Origin of the sequence: Mesorhizobium sp. BR1-1-6 (assembly GCF_020165355.1) — a bacterium.
Classification (GTDB): domain Bacteria; phylum Pseudomonadota; class Alphaproteobacteria; order Rhizobiales; family Rhizobiaceae; genus Mesorhizobium.
On record NZ_JAIUHZ010000001.1, the window covers coordinates 208,539 to 228,503 of the forward strand.

At 62.9% G+C, this 19,965-nt stretch carries 27 protein-coding genes, 1 other RNA gene and 1 pseudogene; 14 read left to right on the top strand and 15 right to left on the bottom strand.

Annotated features, from left to right (window positions below; translation table 11 throughout):
* Positions 1 to 20: 20 nt before the first annotated feature.
* Complete coding sequence (locus tag LB545_RS01090) at positions 21 to 374, bottom strand: DUF1304 domain-containing protein (RefSeq protein ID WP_140493158.1); 354 nt, start codon at positions 372 to 374, stop codon at positions 21 to 23.
* A 142-nt stretch (positions 375 to 516) separates the two neighbouring features.
* On the opposite strand from LB545_RS01090, the gene LB545_RS01095 reads away from it, so the two are divergent.
* Entirely contained in the window at positions 517 to 2,004 is a 1,488-nt protein-coding gene (locus tag LB545_RS01095) for a carboxypeptidase M32 (protein WP_224704221.1), read from the top strand.
* Positions 2,005 to 2,022: 18 nt separating this feature from the next.
* Here the strand turns inward: LB545_RS01095 and LB545_RS01100 are convergent, their stop codons facing one another.
* Positions 2,023 to 3,822: an ABC transporter transmembrane domain-containing protein gene (locus LB545_RS01100; RefSeq protein WP_140493152.1), complete on the bottom strand. Its 1,800-nt coding sequence runs from the start codon at positions 3,820 to 3,822 to the stop codon at positions 2,023 to 2,025.
* A 209-nt stretch (positions 3,823 to 4,031) separates the two neighbouring features.
* Here LB545_RS01100 and rpmE point away from each other — a divergent pair, with 209 nt between their 5' ends.
* On the top strand, positions 4,032 to 4,253 hold the full coding sequence (rpmE, locus tag LB545_RS01105; RefSeq protein ID WP_006327661.1) for a 50S ribosomal protein L31: 222 nt from the start codon (positions 4,032 to 4,034) through the stop codon (positions 4,251 to 4,253).
* A gap of 210 nt (positions 4,254 to 4,463) precedes the next feature.
* Here the strand turns inward: rpmE and LB545_RS01110 are convergent, their stop codons facing one another.
* Positions 4,464 to 5,099 carry a TetR/AcrR family transcriptional regulator gene (locus LB545_RS01110; protein ID WP_140729302.1) on the bottom strand — a complete coding sequence of 212 codons (636 nt, stop codon included), beginning with the start codon at positions 5,097 to 5,099 and terminating at the stop codon, positions 4,464 to 4,466.
* A gap of 221 nt (positions 5,100 to 5,320) precedes the next feature.
* Between LB545_RS01110 and LB545_RS01115 the strand changes: the two genes are divergently transcribed.
* Positions 5,321 to 5,800 (top strand): DUF1772 domain-containing protein, encoded by a 480-nt coding sequence (locus tag LB545_RS01115; protein ID WP_140676277.1) that lies wholly within the window; start codon positions 5,321 to 5,323, stop codon positions 5,798 to 5,800.
* Positions 5,801 to 5,863: 63 nt separating this feature from the next.
* Positions 5,864 to 6,025, top strand: coding sequence for a hypothetical protein (locus tag LB545_RS01120; protein WP_181165385.1), 162 nt, complete (start codon positions 5,864 to 5,866; stop codon positions 6,023 to 6,025).
* A gap of 22 nt (positions 6,026 to 6,047) precedes the next feature.
* On the opposite strand, the gene LB545_RS01125 is transcribed toward LB545_RS01120, so the two are convergent.
* The 3 genes from LB545_RS01125 to LB545_RS01135 form a co-directional block, all read right to left on the bottom strand.
* Positions 6,048 to 6,344 carry a SelT/SelW/SelH family protein gene (locus LB545_RS01125; RefSeq protein WP_140493146.1) on the bottom strand — a complete coding sequence of 99 codons (297 nt, stop codon included), beginning with the start codon at positions 6,342 to 6,344 and terminating at the stop codon, positions 6,048 to 6,050.
* A gap of 12 nt (positions 6,345 to 6,356) precedes the next feature.
* Positions 6,357 to 7,106, bottom strand: coding sequence for a YebC/PmpR family DNA-binding transcriptional regulator (locus LB545_RS01130; RefSeq protein ID WP_140525039.1), 750 nt, complete (start codon positions 7,104 to 7,106; stop codon positions 6,357 to 6,359).
* Between the two features lie 209 nt (positions 7,107 to 7,315).
* The gene (locus tag LB545_RS01135; RefSeq protein ID WP_140670710.1) at positions 7,316 to 7,639 is read right to left on the bottom strand and encodes an ArsR/SmtB family transcription factor; all 324 of its coding nucleotides are present in this window, start codon (positions 7,637 to 7,639) and stop codon (positions 7,316 to 7,318) included.
* A gap of 51 nt (positions 7,640 to 7,690) precedes the next feature.
* Between LB545_RS01135 and LB545_RS01140 the strand changes: the two genes are divergently transcribed.
* From LB545_RS01140 to LB545_RS01155, 4 genes and pseudogenes are all read left to right on the top strand, one after another.
* Entirely contained in the window at positions 7,691 to 8,173 is a 483-nt protein-coding gene (locus tag LB545_RS01140; RefSeq protein WP_140493137.1) for an SRPBCC domain-containing protein, read from the top strand.
* Between the two features lie 17 nt (positions 8,174 to 8,190).
* Positions 8,191 to 8,580, top strand: coding sequence for a VOC family protein (locus tag LB545_RS01145; protein ID WP_224704223.1), 390 nt, complete (start codon positions 8,191 to 8,193; stop codon positions 8,578 to 8,580).
* An 11-nt stretch (positions 8,581 to 8,591) separates the two neighbouring features.
* Positions 8,592 to 8,771: pseudogene (locus LB545_RS01150) on the top strand (hypothetical protein); the annotation flags it as partial.
* A gap of 26 nt (positions 8,772 to 8,797) precedes the next feature.
* Positions 8,798 to 9,265 carry an SRPBCC family protein gene (locus LB545_RS01155; RefSeq protein ID WP_140554908.1) on the top strand — a complete coding sequence of 156 codons (468 nt, stop codon included), beginning with the start codon at positions 8,798 to 8,800 and terminating at the stop codon, positions 9,263 to 9,265.
* Between the two features lie 6 nt (positions 9,266 to 9,271).
* Here the strand turns inward: LB545_RS01155 and LB545_RS01160 are convergent, their stop codons facing one another.
* The 6 genes from LB545_RS01160 to ssrS all read right to left on the bottom strand — a co-directional run bounded on the left by LB545_RS01160 (position 9,272) and on the right by ssrS (position 12,470).
* Entirely contained in the window at positions 9,272 to 9,559 is a 288-nt protein-coding gene (locus tag LB545_RS01160) for a BrnA antitoxin family protein (protein ID WP_140676274.1), read from the bottom strand.
* Positions 9,540 to 9,827, bottom strand: coding sequence for a BrnT family toxin (locus LB545_RS01165; protein ID WP_140676271.1), 288 nt, complete (start codon positions 9,825 to 9,827; stop codon positions 9,540 to 9,542). Before LB545_RS01165 ends, LB545_RS01160 begins: the two co-directional genes overlap by 20 nt.
* 80 nt (positions 9,828 to 9,907) lie before the next feature.
* A complete protein-coding gene (locus LB545_RS01170) occupies positions 9,908 to 10,675 on the bottom strand; it encodes a TerC family protein (protein WP_140517541.1) in 768 nt (255 codons plus the stop codon).
* A 70-nt stretch (positions 10,676 to 10,745) separates the two neighbouring features.
* The gene (locus tag LB545_RS01175) at positions 10,746 to 11,570 is read right to left on the bottom strand and encodes a YmdB family metallophosphoesterase (RefSeq protein WP_140493122.1); all 825 of its coding nucleotides are present in this window, start codon (positions 11,568 to 11,570) and stop codon (positions 10,746 to 10,748) included.
* Positions 11,571 to 11,631: 61 nt separating this feature from the next.
* The gene (locus LB545_RS01180; RefSeq protein WP_140493119.1) at positions 11,632 to 12,219 is read right to left on the bottom strand and encodes a 5-formyltetrahydrofolate cyclo-ligase; all 588 of its coding nucleotides are present in this window, start codon (positions 12,217 to 12,219) and stop codon (positions 11,632 to 11,634) included.
* A 95-nt stretch (positions 12,220 to 12,314) separates the two neighbouring features.
* Positions 12,315 to 12,470: non-coding RNA, 6S RNA (gene ssrS, locus LB545_RS01185), on the bottom strand.
* Between the two features lie 159 nt (positions 12,471 to 12,629).
* Between ssrS and LB545_RS01190 the strand changes: the two genes are divergently transcribed.
* Entirely contained in the window at positions 12,630 to 13,469 is an 840-nt protein-coding gene (locus tag LB545_RS01190; protein ID WP_140493116.1) for an AAA family ATPase, read from the top strand.
* A gap of 40 nt (positions 13,470 to 13,509) precedes the next feature.
* Here the strand turns inward: LB545_RS01190 and LB545_RS01195 are convergent, their stop codons facing one another.
* Positions 13,510 to 15,072 carry an MFS transporter gene (locus tag LB545_RS01195; protein WP_224704225.1) on the bottom strand — a complete coding sequence of 521 codons (1,563 nt, stop codon included), beginning with the start codon at positions 15,070 to 15,072 and terminating at the stop codon, positions 13,510 to 13,512.
* A gap of 143 nt (positions 15,073 to 15,215) precedes the next feature.
* Here LB545_RS01195 and LB545_RS01200 point away from each other — a divergent pair, with 143 nt between their 5' ends.
* The 5 genes from LB545_RS01200 to msrB all read left to right on the top strand — a co-directional run bounded on the left by LB545_RS01200 (position 15,216) and on the right by msrB (position 19,126).
* Positions 15,216 to 16,079 carry a LysR family transcriptional regulator gene (locus LB545_RS01200; RefSeq protein ID WP_224704227.1) on the top strand — a complete coding sequence of 288 codons (864 nt, stop codon included), beginning with the start codon at positions 15,216 to 15,218 and terminating at the stop codon, positions 16,077 to 16,079.
* A 65-nt stretch (positions 16,080 to 16,144) separates the two neighbouring features.
* Positions 16,145 to 16,591, top strand: a complete 447-nt coding sequence (locus LB545_RS01205) for a GNAT family N-acetyltransferase (RefSeq protein ID WP_224704229.1) — start codon at positions 16,145 to 16,147, stop codon at positions 16,589 to 16,591.
* A 7-nt stretch (positions 16,592 to 16,598) separates the two neighbouring features.
* On the top strand, positions 16,599 to 17,789 hold the full coding sequence (locus LB545_RS01210; RefSeq protein WP_224704231.1) for a vWA domain-containing protein: 1,191 nt from the start codon (positions 16,599 to 16,601) through the stop codon (positions 17,787 to 17,789).
* A 24-nt stretch (positions 17,790 to 17,813) separates the two neighbouring features.
* Entirely contained in the window at positions 17,814 to 18,611 is a 798-nt protein-coding gene (locus LB545_RS01215; protein ID WP_140493101.1) for an MBL fold metallo-hydrolase, read from the top strand.
* A 113-nt stretch (positions 18,612 to 18,724) separates the two neighbouring features.
* On the top strand, positions 18,725 to 19,126 hold the full coding sequence (msrB, locus tag LB545_RS01220; protein WP_140649967.1) for a peptide-methionine (R)-S-oxide reductase MsrB: 402 nt from the start codon (positions 18,725 to 18,727) through the stop codon (positions 19,124 to 19,126).
* Between the two features lie 63 nt (positions 19,127 to 19,189).
* On the opposite strand, the gene LB545_RS01225 is transcribed toward msrB, so the two are convergent.
* Positions 19,190 to 19,501, bottom strand: coding sequence for a hypothetical protein (locus LB545_RS01225; RefSeq protein ID WP_224704233.1), 312 nt, complete (start codon positions 19,499 to 19,501; stop codon positions 19,190 to 19,192).
* Between the two features lie 7 nt (positions 19,502 to 19,508).
* Entirely contained in the window at positions 19,509 to 19,949 is a 441-nt protein-coding gene (locus LB545_RS01230) for a hypothetical protein (RefSeq protein WP_224704235.1), read from the bottom strand.
* Positions 19,950 to 19,965 lie beyond the last annotated feature (16 nt).

The following is a 19,965-nucleotide window of genomic DNA, read 5'->3' on the forward strand; positions in this document are numbered from 1 at the left end:
CCCGCAGGCGCCTCTTTTCCTCACCAGCCGAGCCAGACCGCTACCAAGGCAGCCGCTGCCGGCGCGGCCTGCACGAACAGGATCTTGCGACCGACCGTTGCCGCCCCGTAGAGCCCGGCAACGGCCACGCAGAGCAGGAAGAAAACCTTGACCTGGAAACCGGCCGTGCCGAGGTAGAGGGCCCAGATCAGGCCGGCGGCGAGAAAGCCGTTATAGAGACCCTGATTGGCGGCAAGCACCTTCGAGGCGCTGGCGAATTCCGGCGTCAGCCGGAATGCCTTGTGCCCGCGCGGCGTATCCCAGAGCACCATCTCCAGATAGACGATATAGACATGGATCAAAGCCACCAGCCCGACCAGGATGTTGCCGATCATCGTATTCCCTCGTGATGTATCGTCGGGCAGCATTTCACGCGTCGGCTCGCCAGCGCAAGGCGCATCTGCCGGACGGCGCGTGAGGGTTGCAAACGCGCCGGCGTTGGTATCTTTTTCGCCCTTCCCAATCACGGAAGCCGCCATGTCCTTTCAAAAACTCGATGACCTCGGCCACAAGCTCGAAGCCCTGGAGCACGCGCTGGCCATCCTCGGCGCCGATGAAGCGACCCACATGGCCGTCGGTGGCGGCGAGAAGCGCGCCGAGGCCATGGCGGCACTTGCCGGCATGTACCACACCAGGGCGACCGCGCCGGAAATAGCGGACTGGATCGCCGCCGCCGAAGGCGAGGCGCTTGACGATGAACAGCGGGCGGCGCTGGCCGAACTGCGGCGGCAATACACCAACCTGACCTGCCTGCCGGTCGAATTCGTCGAACGCCAGACGACCGCCCGCATGCGCTGCGAGCAGCTGTGGCGCGACCTGCGGGCCAAGAACGACTGGGCGGGCTTCCTGCCGGCGCTTGAAGGCGTGGTGGCGCTGGTGCGCGAAGAGGCGGCCCTGCGCGCCGACATCCTCGGCCTCGCCCCCTACGACGCGCTGATGGAGCAATACGACCCCGGCAACCGCACCGCCGACATCACCCCGGTGTTCGCCGACTTGAAGGCTTTCCTCAAGGGGTTCGTGCCGGAAGCGCTGGCGGCGCAGGAAGCGCGGCTGCGCAAGCATCCGCTGAAGCCGCTTGCGGGCAGCTACGCGATCGACAGGCAGCGTGAACTCGGCCTTGCCATGATGGCGGCGGTCGGCTTCGACCTGACGCACGGCTCGCTGTCGGTGTCGCACCATCCGTTCTGTGGCGGTGTGCCGAGCGACGTGCGCATCACCACCCGCTACAAGACTTCCGATTTCTTGTCGGCGCTGATGGGCGTGCTGCACGAGAACGGCCACGCACTCTACGAGCAGAACCTGCCGAAGGCCTGGTCGCACTGGCCGCTCGGCAAGGCGCGCGGCATGGCCGTGCATGAAAGCCAGAGTCTGTTCGTTGAAAAGCAGATCGGGCGCAATCCCGCCTTCTGGCGTTGGGCATTGCCGGTCGTGGAAAAGCATCTCGGCGAAATCTGGTCGCTCGACGACATCCTGCCGCATGTCCACCATGTCGAGCGCGGCCTGATCCGTGTCGATGCCGACGAGGTGACGTATCCGCTGCATGTCATCCTGCGCTATGAACTGGAGCAGGAGCTCGTCTCCGGCAGGCTCGAGGTGGCCGAACTGCCCGAGGCCTGGGACGCCAGGATGCGCGACTATCTCGGCCTCTCAACCATCGACAACCCCGCGGACGGGCCGATGCAGGACGTGCATTGGCCTGCTGCCGCCTTTGGCTACTTTCCCTCCTACACGCTGGGCGCGATAATGGCGGCGCAGCAATGGGCGGCGCTGACGCGGGAGCATCCGTCGGCCGATGACGATCTTGCCATGGGGAATTTCGGTGCCATCAACGATTGGCGCCGCAAGAACATATGGTCGCACGGATCGCGCTGGTCGACGCCCGACCTGCTCGAACGCGCCACCGGTGAAAAGCTCAATGCCGTCTATTTCACCGACCACCTGCGCAAACGGTATGGAGCCGCGTGAGCACGCCCAGCGTCGCCGCTACTCAGCCGCGCCCCTGAAGGCGCTGGCGCCGGTCTCGAACTGCAGCTTGGCCAGCCGGGCATAGATGCCGCCCTTGGTCACCAGGCTCTGATGCGTGCCTTCCTCGACGATGCGGCCGCCATCCATCACCAGGATGCGGTCGGCCTTCAGCACCGTCGCCAGGCGGTGCGCGATGACGATCGTGGTGCGGCCCCGCATCAGCCGCTCCAGCGCCATTTGCACCAGCGTCTCGCTTTCGGCGTCGAGTGCCGAGGTCGCCTCGTCGAGCAACAGAATCGGCGCGTCGCGCAGGATGGCGCGGGCGATCGCCACCCGCTGGCGTTGCCCGCCCGACAGCGTCACGCCGCGCTCGCCGACCTGGCTGTCATAGCCCTTCTCGAGCTTGAGGATGAATTCGTCGGCCAGCGCGTCCTTTGCCGCCGCTTCGATCTCTGACTCGCTGGCGCCCGGCCGGCCGAAGCCGATATTGTCGCGCGCGCTGGCCGCGAAGATGGTGACGTCCTGCGGCACGATGGCGATGCGCTGCCGTATCGAAAGGGGGTCGGCTTCGCGGATGTCGACGCCGTCGATCAGGATCCTGCCGGTCTCCGGATCGTAGAAGCGCAGGATCAGCGAGAACACCGTGCTCTTGCCCGCTCCCGAGGGACCGACGATCGCCACCGTCTCGCCAGGCTTGACCGAGAAGCTCAGGCCGTGGACGGCGGCGCGGTCGGGCCGGGCCGGGTAGGAAAAGGACACGGCCTCGAAGCTGATCGCTCCCTTGCTCGCCACCGGCAGCGGCCTGGGATTGGCAGGCGCCACGATCGCCGGCTCCTCGGCCAGGATTTCGGTCAGCCGTTCGGCGGCACCTGCTGCCTGGGCCAATTCGCCCCAGACCTCCGATAGCGCGCCGAGCGCACCGGCGGCGAATACCGAATAGAGCAGGAACTGGCCGAGCGTGCCCGGCGACAGATTGCCGTCGAGCACGTCGCGCGAGCCGAACCACAGCACCGCCACGACCGAGGAGAAAATCGTGAAGATGGCGAAGAAGGTGAGGAACGAGCGCGCGAAGATCGAGGCGCGCGCGGCCTCGAAGGCGGCCTCGACGGCACCCGAAAAACGCCCGGTGACCAGCGTCTCATTGGTGAAGGCCTGCAATGTGCGCACCGCGCCGATCTGCTCGCTGGCATAGGCGGTGGCATCGGCCAGCGTGTCCTGCGCCTGCCTTGACTTGCGCCGCACCGAGCGGCCGAAGGCGACCAGCGGCAGCACGATGATTGGAATGGCTGCGATGACCAGCCCGGACAGTTTCGGGCTGGTGAAAACCATCATCGCGACCGCGCCGAGGCCAAGGATGACATTGCGCAGCGCCACCGAAGCGGTCGCCCCGACCGCCGATTTGACCTGCGTGGTGTCGGCGGCGAGCCGCGACACGATCTCGCCCGACTGGGCAGTGTCGAAGAAGGCCGGCGACAGTTTCGTCACATGGGCAAAGACATCGCGCCTGATATCGGCGACGACGCGCTCGCCGAGCGTGATGACGAAATAGTAGCGGCCCGCCGATGCCGCCGCCAGCAGCGCGGCCATCGCCACCAGCGCGGCGAAATATTCGGCGATGAAGGAGGAACCGGACGGCGTGAAACCATGATCGATCATGCGCCGTACCGCCAGCGGCAGCGCCAGCGTCGTCACCGCCGCGACGATCAGCGAGATGACGGCGCCCGCCACCAATGTGCGGTAGCGGCCGATGTAGGGAAACAGGCGCCTGAGCGGCTTGAGCGAGCGCCGGCGCTCGTCTGCGCTGCTGGTTTGCGCCATCCTGGTCTTTTCCTCTTGGCCGCCTTCAGCTATGCGCCTCAATATGCGCTTGCCGCGGCCTTGTGATTCAATTCCGGCTGATGTATAGGCTCGCCGACCGTTTTAGAAGCCGTGGCTCCTCAATAGCTGCGGCTTCGAGTTTTAAAAAGGGGCGCATCGACGCAGGCTTTCAGCCCGTCAGCCGCGCCCGGCAAACCAGGAACCGAGCCATGAAGACCGATATCCATCCCGACTACCACACCATCAAGGTCGTCATGACCGACGGCACCGAGTACATGACCCGTTCGACCTGGGGCAAGGAAGGCGATACGATGAACCTCGACATCGACCCGACCACGCACCCGGCCTGGACCGGCGGCCAGCAGACCCTGCTCGACCGCGGCGGCCGCCTGTCGAAGTTCAAGAAGCGCTTCGAAGGTTTCGGCCTCTAGGCCTCATCAGCTTTTCGCAGACCAGAGAACCCGCCCCCGTGGCGGGTTTTTTGTTGGCCAATGCACGTCCCTTCACGCTGGCGCTTGCCCCCACCTCCGCCTTGTCGGTCCCGTGTGGGAGGTCGGACCGAAGGTCGGGGTGGGGGTCGGCGCTGCCCCACCCCGCTGCTTCGCAGCGACCCTCCCCACGAGGGGGCGGGTGAGAGCATCCTATTCCGCAAGCAATTCCCTGAGCGCCATGCGCTTGTAGGCGGCGACCAGCCTGTCGCCCTCCTTCCGCTCGACCGAGATCGCCAGCCGCATGGCGGCCTCGCCCATCTGCCAGACGAGAAACGCCGTCGTCTCCAGCGCGACGGCATCGGCATCGGGCCGCAGGCGTTTGAGCGTCGCAGTGAGAAATTCGGCGTTCGCACGGCTGTCGGCGAGCTCCAGTTCGCGCAGCGCTTTGTCGGCCTGCGTGCCCGACCAGATATCGCGCATCACCGGCTCCGCCAGGAACAGGTGGTAATAAATGCCCACCAGTTCCGAGAACGCCCGCCGAAGGCCCTCGGCGTCGCCGACGTCCTTGAGCGCGGCTGAAATGCAGGCCTGGCTTTCGGCGGTGTAGCGCTCGGCCAGCGCCCAGACGATCGCCCGCTTGTCGGGGAAGAACTGGTAGAGCGAGCCGATCGACACCCCAGCCCGCTCCGCCACCTCGCCCATGCGCATGGCATCGCTGCCTTGCTCCGCAATCAGCGCCGAGGCGGCGGCGAGCATGCGCTCGACCCGTTCACGGCTGCGCTGCTGGCTCGGCGCGCGGCGTGGCGTGGCGACCTGTTCCGGTGGGGACGTGGCGGTTTTTTCCATGGCTCTTCAACAGACGCCGGGCGGCAATGCCACCCAGAAATGACTTGACTCGCAAAATACGAGGGTTTATCACGTTTTGCAAATATGAGGATTTCTCATGTTTTAAAAGAAGCAGACGGGATAATTGATTTGAAGGCGTCGAACAGGTGCCCGGCCACCCCCCAAAACTTTTCTGCCCATTGCGACTGAAACCGCCGCAACCGGCATCTGGAGCAACTGACATGATCCCGAAATTACTTCCCACCCTCATCTTCATCGCCGCTATCGGCTCGGGCGTTGTTGGCGGCGTGTTCTTCGCCTTTTCCAACTTCGTCATGCCGGCAATGGCTCGCCTGCCTGCCGCGGGCGGTATCGCCGCCATGAACTCGATCAACATCACCGTCATCACGCCGATGTTCATGACCGCCTTGTTCGGCACCGGCCTGATCTGCCTTGTCTTGATCGCCGGCGCCATCATCGGCTGGCAGCAGCCAGGCTCCTTCTGGCTGCTGGCCGGCGCAGTCATCTATCTCGTCGGCAACCCCATCGTGACGATGGTTTTCAACGTGCCGCTCAACGACGCGCTGGCCGCCGTCGATCCGGCCAGCAGCAACGGCGCTGCTGTATGGACCACCTATCTCAGGGACTGGGTGATGTGGAACCACGTGCGCGCCATCACCGCCATCGCCGCGCTGGCATCCTTCTGGTTCGCCGCGCGTTGACGTGTCTCGGTCCGCCGCGTTCGGCATCGCGGCGACCGAGGCGTGTTTATCGGGAGAAGCGCCGTGAACGACCCGTATTCCACCATGGCCTTGGGCATTGCCGCGGGGATCGGCCTCGGCGCTGTCTGTGGCGCAGCGATGGATGACCCTGCCGTCGGCATCGGCATGGGCATAGCAATCGGCGCCGGGATCGGCGCGATTTTCGGGCAGAGGCGAGGAAAATGACGTCCGGCTTCTGCGGGAAGTCTCAGCTCTTCGCCTTGCGGTCGGAATGACCGAGATCGCGGTCCGGGTCGATGACGTCGCGCACCAGTTGCTTGAGTTTTGCCGCATCCGGAAAGCCGCCGTCGCGCTTGCGGTCCCAGACCAGCACCTCGTTGCACGATATGGTGAAGACGCCGCCGGTGCCGGGCACCAGCGTCACCTCGCCCAGATCGGTGCCGAATGTCGATAGCAGTTCCTGCGCCATCCAGCCGGCACGCAGCAGCCACTGGCACTGCGTGCAATAGGTGATGCGGATGGTGGGCAGCGGTTTTTCGATCATGTCAGGCTTTGCTCACGCAGCGCTGAGCTTGGCCATGGTCTCCTCGTCGACCTCGAAATTGGCGTAGACGCTTTGAACGTCATCGTCGTCCTCGAGCGTGGCGACCAGCTTCATCAGCGACTGGGCGCGTTCTTCATCGACCGGAATATTGTTCTGCGGTTTCCAGATCGGCTTCACCGATTCCGCCTCGCCGAGAGAGGCTTCGAGTGCCTTCGACACCTCGCCGAGGTTTTCGAAGGCGCAATAGATGGTGTGGCCTTCCTCGTCCGACTCCACGTCATCGGCGCCGGCTTCGATTGCCGCGTCCATGACCTTGTCGGCGCTGCCGGCCGATGCCGGATAATAGATTTCGCCGACCCGATCCCACATGAACGACACCGAGCCGGTTTCGCCCATCGCCCCACCGGCCTTGGTGAAGGCGGCGCGCACATTCGAAGCCGAGCGGTTGCGATTGTCGGTCAGCGCCTCGACGATCACGGCGACGCCGCCGGGACCGTAGCCCTCGTAACGCACGGCTTCGTAATTTTCGGCGTCGCCCATCGACGCCTTGTTGATGGCGCGCTGGATATTGTCCTTCGGCATCGACACCGCCTTGGCGTTCTGCACGGCAAGGCGCAGGCGCGGATTCATCGACGGATCGGGGGTCCCGCTCTTGGCCGCGACGGTGATTTCGCGCGCCAGCTTGGAAAACATTTTCGACCGCACCGCGTCCTGACGGCCCTTGCGGTGCATGATGTTCTTGAACTGTGAATGGCCAGCCATGGCACCCCTGTCGTGTTCGGCTAGAGCATCGCGCGGCGAGATGCATGACCGCCTTCCGCAATGCTCGAATTCAAAATGTCAGAACGTCCCTGCTGCGTCCGAATGGACGTATGGCGCTCTTTGTCGGAATGGCCGGCTTATAGATAAATCGGCTCAATTCGTCCAGCCGCGCCGCGCTTTACCACGCACGGCAAAGCCGTGACGGCCGTTCACCCCTCCAGATCCGACTTCAGCCGGTCGATGATACTAAGCGCATGGCCTGCGTACTGGCTGATCCAGCGGTCGTGTATCTGCTTGATCGGCAGCGCATTGAGATGGTTCCAGCGCTCGCGCCCCTCGCGCCGCGCCACGACGAGATCGGCCTCTTCCAGCACTTTGAGATGCAGCATGACGGTGCAGCGGTCGATGTCGGAAAACGCCTCGCACAGCATGCCGGTCGTCTTTGGCGCGTCCTTCAGCAGATCCAGCATCTCGCGCCGACGCGGATGCGCCAGCGCCTTGAAAACATTGTCGTCTTGCGATCGGCTTGACATGTTATTTTTTTATAACATAAGCTCCTATCAATCAAGGAAGGAACTGTGGATATGTCTCTTGGTTTCAGGGTTTCAGGACGCATCGGCAAACCGGTCGCCGACGTCTTCGACGCGGTCGTCAATCCGAAGAAGCTCAGCTCCTATTTCACCACCATCGGCGGTGCCAGCGCGCCCTTGGTGCCGGGCGCCAATGTCGTGTGGTGGGGCAAGGTGCCGGTCGAAGTAGACGAAATCGTCAGGGACAGCCGCATCGTGCTGCGCTGGGATGCCACCGATGAAGAGGGAAAGCCGGCCTACAAGACCCGCATCGAGATGAATTTCGAGCCGCTCGACGACGGCGGCACCTTCGTCACCATCGCCGAGGCCGGCTGGCACGAGGACGCGGTCGGCCTGAAGAAGTCCTATCTCAATTGCGAGGGCTGGTCGCAGATGCTGGCCTGCATGAAGGCCTATGTCGAACACGGCATCAATTTGCGCGAAGGCTACTACCGCAGCGAGATGAAGGGCGAGCCTGCCAACGAGACCAACATTTGAGCGAAGGGAGGCCTGCCGTGAAAGTAACCCCGTTCCTGATGTTCGAAGGCAAGGCCGAGCAAGCCATGGCCTTCTATTGCGAGACCATCCCGGAGAGCCGCGTCCTCGACCTCACGCGCTACGGTGCAGGCGAGGACGGACCCGAAGGGGCAGTCAAGCTGGCTCGCGCATCCATCGGCGGCACGGAGGTCATGATCTTCAACAGCCCGGTACAGCACGCCTTCACCTTCACGCCGTCGGTCTCGCTCTTCGTCGACTGTTCCACCGAAGAAGAGCTGGAGCGCATCGTCGAGGCCTTGTCCAAAGACGGCACGTTTCTGATGCCGATCGGCAATTACGGTTTCAGCCGCCGTTTCGCCTGGCTGAACGACAGGTTCGGCGTTTCCTGGCAGATCAATCTGCCATAGCAGGACCGGGCCAGGCCGAGATCTGGCTGGGACTGTTCACCGGGGATTTCCCGGGCGCCGCCGATCATCTCGCCAAGGTCGGCGTCGAGCGATGCGACGCCATCGAGCCGCGGGGAGAAGGCTTCCGCGGTTTCTGGATCACCAGCCCCGCCAACATCGTTCACATGGTGCGGGAGCCCGACGCCTGGTGAAGGCGTGTTCGGCAGGGGAGAACGCTATGGAAATCCGCGAGACACCGACGGCCGAAGCCGCCATGCTGATCCGGCGGCCGGTCTCCGACGTTTTCGAGGCCATCGTCGACCCGGAGATCACCACGAAATTCTGGTTCACCCATTCCAGCGGCAGGCTGGACGGCGGCAAGCCGGTTCAATGGGAGTGGCGCATGTATGGCGTCTCGACGACGGTGGTCGCCAGCGAGATCGTCGTCAACGAAAAGATCGTCATGCAATGGAGCGATCCGCCGACCACGGTGATCTGGACCTTCACCGAAATGCCAGGTGACGCGACCTTCCTGGAGGTCCACAATTTCGGCTTTGCCGGCAATGGCGACGAACAGGCGAAACAGGCGGTCGATTCAACCGGCGGCTTCACGCTCGTTCTGGCCGGCGCCAAGGCCTGGCTCGAACAAGGCCTGACACTAGGCCTGATCGGCGATCGTCACCCGAAGGGCGCACCGGGGAGTTGAACCGGCTCAGGTTTTACGCTTTTCCTGCTCGATCACGTGATGGCGGAGCACACGATTGATTTCGGTCTGGTAACCACCACCCCCGACATGCTCCTTGAACCACGATAGCACGTCAGCATCGAGTCTGATTGTCACTGGCTGCTTGAGTGGTCTGTAAAGATGTCCACGACGAGCACGAATCCAATTCTCCGCCGGAACTTCTGGGATGTCGGAAGTATTAATTTCGCTGTCAGGCAAACCAGCCAGCTTGGCGAGCTGGTTGCGCTGATCCTGACTAAGGTCCTTCTTGCTCATAGCGCCTCCTTTCATGCGCTGTCGCTTTCCGGGCACCAACAATCCTAACTCGTCCTTCATCTTCGCGATCAGGATATGTGTGGACAACCAGCATGACCACTACGGCATCGATCGTCCCGATAGCGTGCCAACCCTGCTCACCATCTTCAAACCGGTCGGGCACGATGAGATAAAGCGGATCATCGAACACCTTCTGCGCGAGATCGAATCCGATGCCGAGCTTGGCAAGTTTGCGCCTGGCTCTTTCAGCATCCCATTCGAATCGCAAAGCAGCACCATCGATTACGATATTGTACGTACAATTTCGTAAGAGTCAGCCTGAACTCGGCATTGGCCATGTCGTCAGGCTCAATGCCCGCCGCCGGACTTCGCCTTCTTGCGGTTCCGCGCCAGCATGTTGAGGCCTTCGACGAGCGCCGAAAAACCCATCGCCGCGTAGATATAACCCTTGGGCACATGGTAGCCCATGCCGTCGGCGATCAGCGTCATGCCGATCATCAACAGGAAGCCCAGCGCCAGCATGACGATGCTCGGGTTCCTGGCTATGAAGTTCGCCAACGGCGTAGCCGCCAGCATCATCACCGTGACCGCCACGATCACAGCGATGTACATGATGGCGATCTCGTCGGTCATGCCGACGGCGGTAATGATGGAATCGATGGAGAAGACAAGGTCGAGAAGCAGTATCTGGAAGATGGCGCCGGCAAGGCTCATCTGCACGGTCTCGCCCAGCATCGTGTCCTGGTGGTCGTCGGGGTCGACCGTGTGATGGATCTCCTTGGTCGCCTTCCACACCAGGAACAGGCCACCGGCGATCAGGATCAGGTCGCGCCAGGAAAAGCCGTGGCCAAGGGCGGTGAAGACCGGCGCCGTCAGTTGGACGATGATCGAGATGGTGGCGAGCAGCACCAGCCGCATGACGAGCGCCGCCGAGATGCCGAGCCGGCGGGCGCGGGCTCGCTGTGCTTCCGGCAGCTTGTTGGTCAGGATCGAGATAAAGATCAGGTTGTCGATGCCGAGCACGATCTCGAGCACCACCAGGGTCAACAGCGCGACCCAGGCGGTGGGATCGGACACGAAGGCGAAGTGCGGCGCCAGGAACTCGATAAGCTGCATGGAGGTCGTCCCCTCTACGATCTAGAGCAGTGTCGCCGGCAGTTAGGTATTGAGAGCCCCTATATCAATGTCACGTCCAGAAGGACGGCGCCGTTTCCTCGAGCCGCGGCCCGCGGCGAAACGGCGCGATCTTCTCGGTCAGCCCCGTGCGGTCGGAAATATCAACGCCGACGCCGCACAAGGTCGCGGGTCCGGTCGCCGCCTCGAAACGCCCCTTCGGCACTTTCGACAGGAACCGGTTGAGCGGCTCCTCCTTGTCCATGCCGAGCGACGAATCATAATCGCCGCACATGCCCGCGTCGGAAATGTACCCGGTGCCGCCATTGAGGATATGGTGATCGGCGGTCGGCTGGTGGGTGTGAGTGCCGACCACGAGGCTGGCGCGACCGTCGACGAAATGCGCGAAGCACATTTTTTCGGAGGTCGCCTCGGCGTGGAAGTCGATGACCACGGCATCCGCCTGCTCGCCGAGCGGACAGGCGGCAAGCTCGCGCTCGCCAGCCTGGAAGGGATCGTCGAGCTCGGGATGCATGAACACCCGGCCCATGATGTTGGCGACCAGCACGCGCGCGCCGCTCCTGGCGATGTAGACGCCCGAGCCGCGCCCTGGCGTACCCTTGGGAAAATTGGAGGGGCGCAGGAAGCGCTCTTCGCGCGGCGCGAAGGCGAGCGCATCGCGCTGGTCCCAGACATGGTTGCCGGTGGTGACGACATCGGCGCCGGCCGCGATGGTCTCGCGAAAAATCTCCTCGGTGATGCCGAAGCCGCCGGCCGCGTTTTCGCCGTTGACGATGACGAAATCGAGCTTGAAGTCCGAGATCAGGCCCGGCAATTGCTCCCACACCGCCGTGCGGCCTGTCTTGCCGACCATGTCGCCGAGGAAGAGAAGTCTCATCACGCTTGACCCCGAAAAGTGGCATGACTTTCGGCAAAGATCATGCGTTCCAAAGAACTATCTACAATTCTGGCTCGAACCGGCGCAACCCGCTCTCGGTGAGTATTTCCGGGATGATGACGTCATGGTCCTCATTGGGAACCATCGTCACTTCCTGGCAGTCGAAAGCAATGCCGATCAGCCGGGGCGCATGCCCCTTGTCGACAAGCTTGGCGATCGCACGGTCATAATAGCCCGCGCCGTAACCGATGCGGTGGCCGCGCGCGTCGAAGCCGGCGAGCGGCACCAGCATGACGGAGGGGTCAAGAACTTCGGCCTCCTCATGCGGCCCGACGGTGCCAAATCCCATATCGATCATCGGTGCGCCGCGTACCAATTCGCGAAAGACCATGGTCGTCTTGTCGAGGATCGCCGGAAGGCAGAGCCGTGCGCCCTTTTCGCGCAAGGCGAACATCAGCGGCCGGACATCGACTTCCGAGCGCATTGGCCAGAAGCCGGACACGATTTGGCCTGGCTCGATGGCAAGCTGGTCGCGCGCGGTTTCGGCCATGTCGAGCGCGACTTCCACCCGCCAGAATTCATCGAGCGCGTCGCGGCGGCCAAGTGCTTCCTTGCGCAGCTGTTTTTTCAGGTCTTTTGAGGATGTCATGCGCAGACGCTAGAAAAAGCCAGACCTGAATGGACGTTTTGGGAGCGACGCTTTCCATCGCATGATCCACGAAATACGTGGATGTGGCGAATAAGTGACGATCCACACAACCGGTGGAGAAGTCGATCCCGGGTGCCTACAAAGTAGGTGGGCGCCGTGTGAGAAAACCCACGGGTCTTCCCAGGGACAGCTCCCTAAGGATCGTTAAGGCCCCGGGGAAAAGTGTCTCCTGCCGGGAAGCGCAGACCGTCAGCCCCAATATAGGCCGATGCCCTCCCAAGCGCCAGAGACTTGGCGCCAGAGAGTTGGCGCTCTTTCCCTGCCGGCTTCACATTTCGCCGCCGCCAACCCACCCTTGCATGGGCCAAGCCGTCTCCTTACGGTCGTCCGTACTGAACCAAGGAGCAAAAATGCGTTTCGAAGGCACTGCGGCCTACGTCGCCGACAAGGATCTGATGGTGGCGGTCAACGCGGCGATCGCGCTGGAACGGCCCTTGCTGGTCAAAGGTGAGCCCGGCACCGGCAAGACGGAGCTTGCCAGGCAAGTGGCGGCGGCACTCGGGCTGGAACTCATCGAATGGCACGTCAAATCGACGACGCGGGCGCAGCAAGGCCTCTACGAGTACGATGCAGTGTCGCGGCTGCGCGACAGCCAACTTGGCGATACCAGGTTCAACGATATCAAGAACTACATCAAGCGCGGCAAATTGTGGGAAGCCTTCGCCGCCGGCAAGAAAGTCGTCCTCCTAATCGACGAGATCGACAAGGCCGATATCGAATTTCCCAACGACCTCTTGCAGGAACTCGACCGGATGGAGTTCTTCGTCTACGAGACCGGCGAGACGATCCGCGCCGCGGTGAGGCCGATCGTCATCATCACCTCCAACAACGAGAAGGAGCTGCCGGACGCCTTCCTACGCCGCTGCTTCTTCCACTACATCCGCTTTCCCGACGTCGAGACGCTGCACAGGATAGTCGATGTGCACTATCCCGGCATCAAGCAGAATCTGGTGCGGGCGGCGCTCACTCAGTTCTACGAAATCCGCGACGTGCCGGGGCTGAAGAAGAAGCCGTCGACCTCCGAGGCGCTCGACTGGATAAGGCTGCTGGTCGCCGACGACATCGCGCCCGAGGATCTGCGCGCCGACCCGAAGAACGCGCTGCCCAAGCTGCATGGCGCACTGCTGAAGAACGAGCAGGACGTGCATCTGTTCGAACGGCTGGCCTTCATGGCGAGACGGCAAGGGTGACGAGCGGCTCGGCGTCCTGAGGCCGAGCCGCAAGGCATTGCTAGGAGCGCACCTCGCCAGCACCCTGCGCAGGACGCCCGCTTCGCTGCTGCGGCGCGACATGTTTTGGACCGAAGATAGCAAAGCTGATGACGGCAAGAGCCAGAACGCCGATCCCGCTATAGAGCATGACCCAGCCAAAACCGTTGACCAGGGCGGCATGAACGATGGCGCCCGTCGGGTCGAGGGTCGCAAGCTTGGGCGAGTATTGCGCCAGGCCGTCGAGATTGCCGGCTGCGATCTTCTCCGCCAGGGCGCGCAGTTCGTTCGGGTCGACAGCCGTGCCGAATGCGTTGCGCAGATAAGAAACGATCCCCTGCGTCAGCAGCAGTCCCAGCACCGCGATGTTGATGGCAAGCGTGATCAGCCGCGCACTGATATCGATGCCGGACGCCATGCCGGCACGATCGGGTGGCACCGAGCCGGTCGTGGTGTTGGTGGTCGGCGAATTGGTCAGGCCGATGCCGATGCCGGCGATCAGCGTGCCGGGCAGCATGGTCAGCCAGTTGCCCTCGAGCCCGGACCCTATCCACATGGCGATGAAACCGACCCCCAATGTCAACAAGCCGAGCGGGATCGCCACCCGCGCCTGATAGCGTGCCCGAAGGCGCTCGGCGATCGACGGCATCAGCATGAAGGGTAGCGTGTAGACGAGCAGCAACAGCCCGGTCGTGGTGCTGTCGTAACCGAGGACCCCCGAAAAATAGATCGGCAGATAGATGATGAACGGCCAGTAGCTGAAATTCATGCCGATGCCGCCCATGATCGCTCCCGAGAATTGGCGGATGCGGAAAACGGAGAAATCGAACATCGGATAGGGATTGATCTTCTCGGCTACGAGGAACGCGACGAAGGCCAGCACGGCCGCGCTTGCCACGCCGGTGCGCGCGCCAGCGCCCAGATCGGCCCCTTGCGTGATCAGATAGGAGAAGCCGAACACCGCGAACGACAGTGTCAGTATGCCGGCCCGGTCAAGCTTCTGCGCGTTGCGATCGCGCGATTCGGTGACACCGGCGCCGATGAAGGCCAGGGCAAGAACGGCAAGCGGCACATGGATGAGGAACACCCATTGCCAACTCGACAGCGTCACAATCAATCCGCCAATGGCGGGGCCGAAGCCAAGCCCGATGCCCGAGACGACGCTCCAGGCGACGAAGGCTTTGCCGCGTTCACTGCCGTCTTGAAACTGGTGAGACAACACCGCCACGCTGCAGGTAAACATCGCTCCGCCCGCCAGGCCTTGCAGAAAACGCGCGATGATAAGGAGCGAAGCGCTCGTTGCGAGACCGCATAGCAGGGAGGCGAGGCCAAAGGCGACGGTGGTGCCCACCATCACGCGTTTGCGGCCGAGACGGTCGGCCAATGTCCCCGTCGCCATCAACACCGTGGTGCAGGCAATGGTGTAGGCATTCATGATCCATTGCAGATCCTTGAAATCAGCGCCAAGCACGGTTTCCAGTTTCGGCAGGATCACCGGGACGCTGGAGATTTCGAGGCCGAACAGCAGCGAGGCGAGGCAGACCCCCGCAAGAGCAACGGTGTTTCGGTCGATTGGAAACGTCATGTCGGTCACTTTCAGTCGGAGCATTCGGAAGTGGCTGCGAGCGTCGCTCTTCACACAGCGGTCGACATGACTTAAATGACCCCCCATCATGAAAAAAGACTATGCGTTTCTATTTCAGAAATGACAAAACGGAATGATTAGAGATGCCCAGTCTTGACGTCGATGCCGTGCGGACCTTCGTCATGGTGGCCGACCTGCAGAGCTTCACGCGTGCGGCTGCCGCGCTGGGCAGCACCCAGGCGACGATCAGCGTTAAGCTGCGTCGGCTGGAAGAGAAGCTCGGCGCGCGTCTGATCGAACGAACGCCGCGCCGCGTGGCCCTCTCGGCAAGGGGAGCGGCTTTTCTCCCGGCGGCGCGTGAATTCCTTGCCGCCCACGAACGAGCCGTCACGGAATTTTCCGACGCGCCGTGTCGGCTTGCTCTCGGCTTTGTCGATCACGTCGCCGGGCCCGAGCTGTCCATATTGATAGCCCAGTTGCATGCCCATGATCCGTCGCTCGCGCTCAACATCAGGATCGATACGAGCTCCATGCTGGAGGAGGCTTTCGATCGCGGTGAGCTCGATGCGGTGATTGTCCATCAGGAAGACGACAGCCGCCGCGGCGAAGCCTTGTCGCGCACCCATTATGGCTGGTTCGCCGCCCCGGCCTTCGAATGGCGGCCGGGAACGCCATTGCGCTTGGCGCTGCTAAGCACCGTATGCAATTGCCCTGACCGCGTGAGAGCTGTCGAGACGCTGGATAAGGCAGGCATTGCCTGGAACGAGGCTTTCGTGGGCGGCGGCGGCGCAGCCGTCAATATCGCGGTGTCGGCCGGCTTCGCCGTCGCTGCGCTCGCCTACCGTGTCGCGCCGCCCGGCCTGGTCGAGGTGGGCCGCAAACTCGGCCTGCCGCCAATTCCCCCTTCCGAGATCGTTTTGCATTCGCACGGCTTGGCGCCAAGGGCACGAGAGGCGCTGCACATGCTCGCGACCGCTTTTCGCGAGTATAATTCGCCGGCGGGATAGGCAAGGGTGTTCCTGATCCCGATTCTGTTGGTATGGATTGGGTTCCAGACTTCAGAGGGAACGAAATGGCCGAGATCACTATCCGCCCGCTCACAGAATCCGACCACGCCGACTGGCGCCGGCTTTGGACCGCTTACCTTGCTTTCTACGAGACGAAGCTGCCGCAAGAGGTCTACGAGGTCACCTGGAAGCGCCTGTTCACGCAAGGCGAGTTCGAATCGAAGGGCTTCATCGCCCTCCTCGACGGCAAGGCTGTCGGCCTCACCCACTACCTGTACCATCGCTCTTGCTGGTCCGAGAAGAACAACTGCTACTTGCAGGATCTGTTCGCCGACCCCGAAGTGCGCGGCAAGGGGATTGGCGCTGCGCTGATCGAAGCCGTGAAGCAGGAAGCCGGCAAGATCGGCGTTAGGAACGTCTACTGGATGACGCACGAAACCAACACCACGGCGCGCAAGCTCTATGACTATGTCGCGCGCCGCACCGGCTTCATCGAATATGATCTTCTATAGATAGAAAATGTTCATCCCCTTGTTCCTCGAACTGAAGGCAGCGCGCGTTCCCGTTTCGCTCAGGGAATACCTGTTGCTGCTGGAGGGGTTGGAAGCCGGGCTGGTCGACTACGACGTCGAAGGTTTTTACTACCTCGCTCGCGCCGCGCTGGTGAAGGACGAACGCCATATCGACCGCTTCGACCAGGTGTTCGCGCATATCTTCAAGGGTGTGGAGGCGCTCAGCGGTCCGAATGCCGTCAACGTCGCTGATATCCCCGAGGAATGGCTGCGCCGGCTGGCCGAAAAGCACCTGACCGAGGAAGAGAAAAAGCTGGTCGCGGCGCTCGGCGGTTTCGAGAAGCTGATGGAGACGCTGAAGCAGCGGCTCGAGGAGCAGAAAGGCCGCCACCAAGGCGGCTCGAAATGGATCGGCACTGGCGGCACCTCGCCTTTCGGCGCCTATGGCTACAATCCCGAAGGCGTGCGCATCGGCCAGCATGAGAGCCGCAACCGCCGGGCCGTGAAGGTCTGGGACAGGCGCGAGTTCAGGAATTTCGACGACGCCGTCGAGCTCGGCACCCGCAACATCAAGATCGCGCTGAAGCGGCTGCGCCGCTGGGTGCGTGAAGGCGCCGAGGAGGAGTTCGACCTGCCCGGCACCATCCACGCCACCGCCGAGCACGGTTATCTCGACGTCAAGACGCGGCCAGAGCGGCGCAACGCGGTGAAGCTTTTGATGTTCTTCGATGTCGGCGGCTCGATGGACGACCACATCAGAAGCGTCGAGGAATTGTTCTCGGCCGCCCGCGCCGAATTCCGCCAGCTCGAATATTTTTATTTCCACAACTGCCTCTACGAGGGCGTGTGGAAGGACAATCGCCGCCGCCATGCCGAGACGATCCCGACCTTCGATCTCCTCCACAAATATGGGCCTGACTACAAGGTGATCGTGGTCGGCGATGCCTCGATGAGCCCTTACGAGATCGCGCATCCCGGTGGCTCGGTCGAGCACTGGAACCCGGAGGCGGGCGCCGTCTGGCTCGGCCGTCTGCTGCGGCAGTGGCCGAACGCGGTATGGCTGAACCCCGAGAGCCAGAAGAACTGGGGGTTCACCCATTCGATCGCTATGATCCGCGACATGTTCGGCGGCCGCATGTTTCCGCTGACGCTCGCCGGACTGGAAAGCGCCACCAAGCAATTGTCGCGCAAGCACTAAGCCGGGAAAAAGACGGGAGGTTCCATGACCTGTTTCCTCTGCCTGCAATGCGGTGTCCAGTTCGCGCAGAGCGAAGCGCCCCCACAGCACTGTCCGATCTGCGAGGACGAGCGGCAATATGTGCGCTGGGAAGGCCAGGCCTGGACCACACCGGAAGAGCTCGCGGCCGGGCATCGGCTTGTGATGAAGGGCGATGCCGGCGTTCTCGCCTTCGGCATCGAGCCGCGCTTCGCCATCGGTCAGCGGGCGCTGCTGACGCAGACGCCGCACGGCAACGTTCTGTGGGACTGCATCTCGATGGTGACCGACGAGGCGGTGGCCGAGATCAATCGCCGCGGCGGCCTTGCCGGGATCGCCATCTCGCACTGCCACTACTATTCGGTGATGGTCGAATGGAGCGAGGCGTTTGGCGGCGTGCCGATCTATCTCCATGACGACGACCGGCAGTGGATCATGCGGCCACACCCGTCGATCGTCAGCTGGCAAGGCGAGACACTGGACCTGAACCCGGCGTTGACGCTCATCCGCTGCGGCGGCCACTTTGCCGGCGGCCAGGTGCTGCACTGGAAGCGCGAAGGCGGCAATGCTCTCCTGGCCGGCGATATCTTGCAGGTGACGCCGACCCGCCGCCACGTCAGCTTCATGTACAGCTATCCCAACTACATCCCGCTCAATGCGGCCGCCGTGCGCCGCATCGCGGCCGCGCTGGAGCCTTTCACATTCGATGACATCTACGGCGCGTGGTGGAACCAGAACATTATCGGTGGCGCGAAACAGGCGCTGGCGGCCTCCGTTGCGCGCTATCTCACGGCGATCGCATGAGGATTGCAGAAGGCACGCTCGAAAATGCGGGCAAATCTCGTAACAAACGCCTATCTTGTTGCGAATAGACATTGCGATCAACAACGAGCCGTCAAGGCCGAGGAGTTTTCTGCATGGACACCCACGCCTATCCCGTCACCCGCACCGACGCCGAATGGCGCGCCCGGCTGACGCCTGAGCAATATGCCGTCATGCGCAACCATGGCACCGAACGCCCGGGCAGCTGTGCGCTGCTTCACGAAAAGCGCGCCGGCACCTTCTTTTGCGTCGGCTGCGACCAGCCGCTGTTCGAATCCAAGCTGAAGTTCGAGAGCGGCACCGGCTGGCCGAGCTTCAACGACCCCGTTCCCGGTTCCATCGAGACCACGACCGACCGCAGCTACGGCATGGTCCGCACGGAATGCCATTGCGCTCGCTGCGGCAGCCATCTCGGCCACGTCTTCGAGGACGGCCCGCCGCCGACCGGGCTGCGCTACTGCATCAACGGCGTGGCGCTGAGATTCGAGCCGGCCTGAGCGAGGCCTCGCCAATGTTTTCTGCGAAGGGCGGCCTCGGCCGCCCTTTTTCGTGCAGCATTGTCAGACGACGACTGTTGCGATCAGCCAGAGCGCCGAACCCAGCATAGCAAGGGAGGCCTTGGCGCCACCGGTTCGCTCCGCCGTCCGCCAGACGGCCGAAGTCAGGAAGATGTTGTAGGGCACCGGCGCGAAATGCACCGCCAGCACAAGACCGAGCGGCATCTTCAACCCCAGCAGAATGAGCGCCGCCACGGACGATGCAACGTTGATCGCCGTGCCGACGAGCACCATATCGCGCCAGAACAGCCGGTCGAGCCGCACCTGGCCATCCCAACGCGAGCGAAAGAAGGATCTGGCGACCCCCGGCAACACCGGATACCTATCCCTGCCCCAGAACATCGATGACGGCGCGCTCGAAACGCGAGCATTCGGTCACCAGCCAGTCGGTCATGGCCGGCCAATTGTCCTCGGCAAAGCAGTTGACCCGCCACTGTGAATTGATGCCGAGGTTTTGTGCGCTCTGCTCCGGCCTGAGCTTCAGCCGTTCCTCGATCGCGGGCTGAAACGGCTTGAGGCGCACCCAGACGTCGGTTGCGCCAAGCTTCTCGTTACGGCCGAAGAAGACGCCGACCACATTCTCGCTGGGCGCCACATACATGGAGAGCACCAGCGCGAATTCCGGCAGCCCGCGCTGCCAGAACCAGGGCCCTCGCCTCGCCAGCCGGGTTCTTTCTTCCGGGTGACGCCCGGCAAACAGCGTCCAGAAGCCGCGTTGGCGGAACTCCGAGGCCCTTCGGCCACCGAAGTCGAACTCACTCATCGCCGACCCCGGACGT

Coding starts and splice junctions, on each gene's coding strand:
- LB545_RS01090 (WP_140493158.1), bottom strand. CDS start 374: ATGATCGGCAACATCCTGGTCGGGCTGGTGGCTTTGATCCATGTCTAT.
- LB545_RS01095 (WP_224704221.1), top strand. CDS start 517: ATGTCCTTTCAAAAACTCGATGACCTCGGCCACAAGCTCGAAGCCCTG.
- LB545_RS01100 (WP_140493152.1), bottom strand. CDS start 3,822: ATGGCGCAAACCAGCAGCGCAGACGAGCGCCGGCGCTCGCTCAAGCCG.
- rpmE (WP_006327661.1), top strand. CDS start 4,032: ATGAAGACCGATATCCATCCCGACTACCACACCATCAAGGTCGTCATG.
- LB545_RS01110 (WP_140729302.1), bottom strand. CDS start 5,099: ATGGAAAAAACCGCCACGTCCCCACCGGAACAGGTCGCCACGCCACGC.
- LB545_RS01115 (WP_140676277.1), top strand. CDS start 5,321: ATGATCCCGAAATTACTTCCCACCCTCATCTTCATCGCCGCTATCGGC.
- LB545_RS01125 (WP_140493146.1), bottom strand. CDS start 6,344: ATGATCGAAAAACCGCTGCCCACCATCCGCATCACCTATTGCACGCAG.
- LB545_RS01130 (WP_140525039.1), bottom strand. CDS start 7,106: ATGGCTGGCCATTCACAGTTCAAGAACATCATGCACCGCAAGGGCCGT.
- LB545_RS01135 (WP_140670710.1), bottom strand. CDS start 7,639: ATGTCAAGCCGATCGCAAGACGACAATGTTTTCAAGGCGCTGGCGCAT.
- LB545_RS01140 (WP_140493137.1), top strand. CDS start 7,691: ATGTCTCTTGGTTTCAGGGTTTCAGGACGCATCGGCAAACCGGTCGCC.
- LB545_RS01155 (WP_140554908.1), top strand. CDS start 8,798: ATGGAAATCCGCGAGACACCGACGGCCGAAGCCGCCATGCTGATCCGG.
- LB545_RS01160 (WP_140676274.1), bottom strand. CDS start 9,559: ATGAGCAAGAAGGACCTTAGTCAGGATCAGCGCAACCAGCTCGCCAAG.
- LB545_RS01170 (WP_140517541.1), bottom strand. CDS start 10,675: ATGCAGCTTATCGAGTTCCTGGCGCCGCACTTCGCCTTCGTGTCCGAT.
- LB545_RS01175 (WP_140493122.1), bottom strand. CDS start 11,570: ATGAGACTTCTCTTCCTCGGCGACATGGTCGGCAAGACAGGCCGCACG.
- LB545_RS01180 (WP_140493119.1), bottom strand. CDS start 12,219: ATGACATCCTCAAAAGACCTGAAAAAACAGCTGCGCAAGGAAGCACTT.
- LB545_RS01190 (WP_140493116.1), top strand. CDS start 12,630: ATGCGTTTCGAAGGCACTGCGGCCTACGTCGCCGACAAGGATCTGATG.
- LB545_RS01195 (WP_224704225.1), bottom strand. CDS start 15,072: ATGACGTTTCCAATCGACCGAAACACCGTTGCTCTTGCGGGGGTCTGC.
- LB545_RS01200 (WP_224704227.1), top strand. CDS start 15,216: ATGCCCAGTCTTGACGTCGATGCCGTGCGGACCTTCGTCATGGTGGCC.
- LB545_RS01205 (WP_224704229.1), top strand. CDS start 16,145: ATGGCCGAGATCACTATCCGCCCGCTCACAGAATCCGACCACGCCGAC.
- LB545_RS01210 (WP_224704231.1), top strand. CDS start 16,599: ATGTTCATCCCCTTGTTCCTCGAACTGAAGGCAGCGCGCGTTCCCGTT.
- LB545_RS01215 (WP_140493101.1), top strand. CDS start 17,814: ATGACCTGTTTCCTCTGCCTGCAATGCGGTGTCCAGTTCGCGCAGAGC.
- msrB (WP_140649967.1), top strand. CDS start 18,725: ATGGACACCCACGCCTATCCCGTCACCCGCACCGACGCCGAATGGCGC.
- LB545_RS01230 (WP_224704235.1), bottom strand. CDS start 19,949: ATGAGTGAGTTCGACTTCGGTGGCCGAAGGGCCTCGGAGTTCCGCCAA.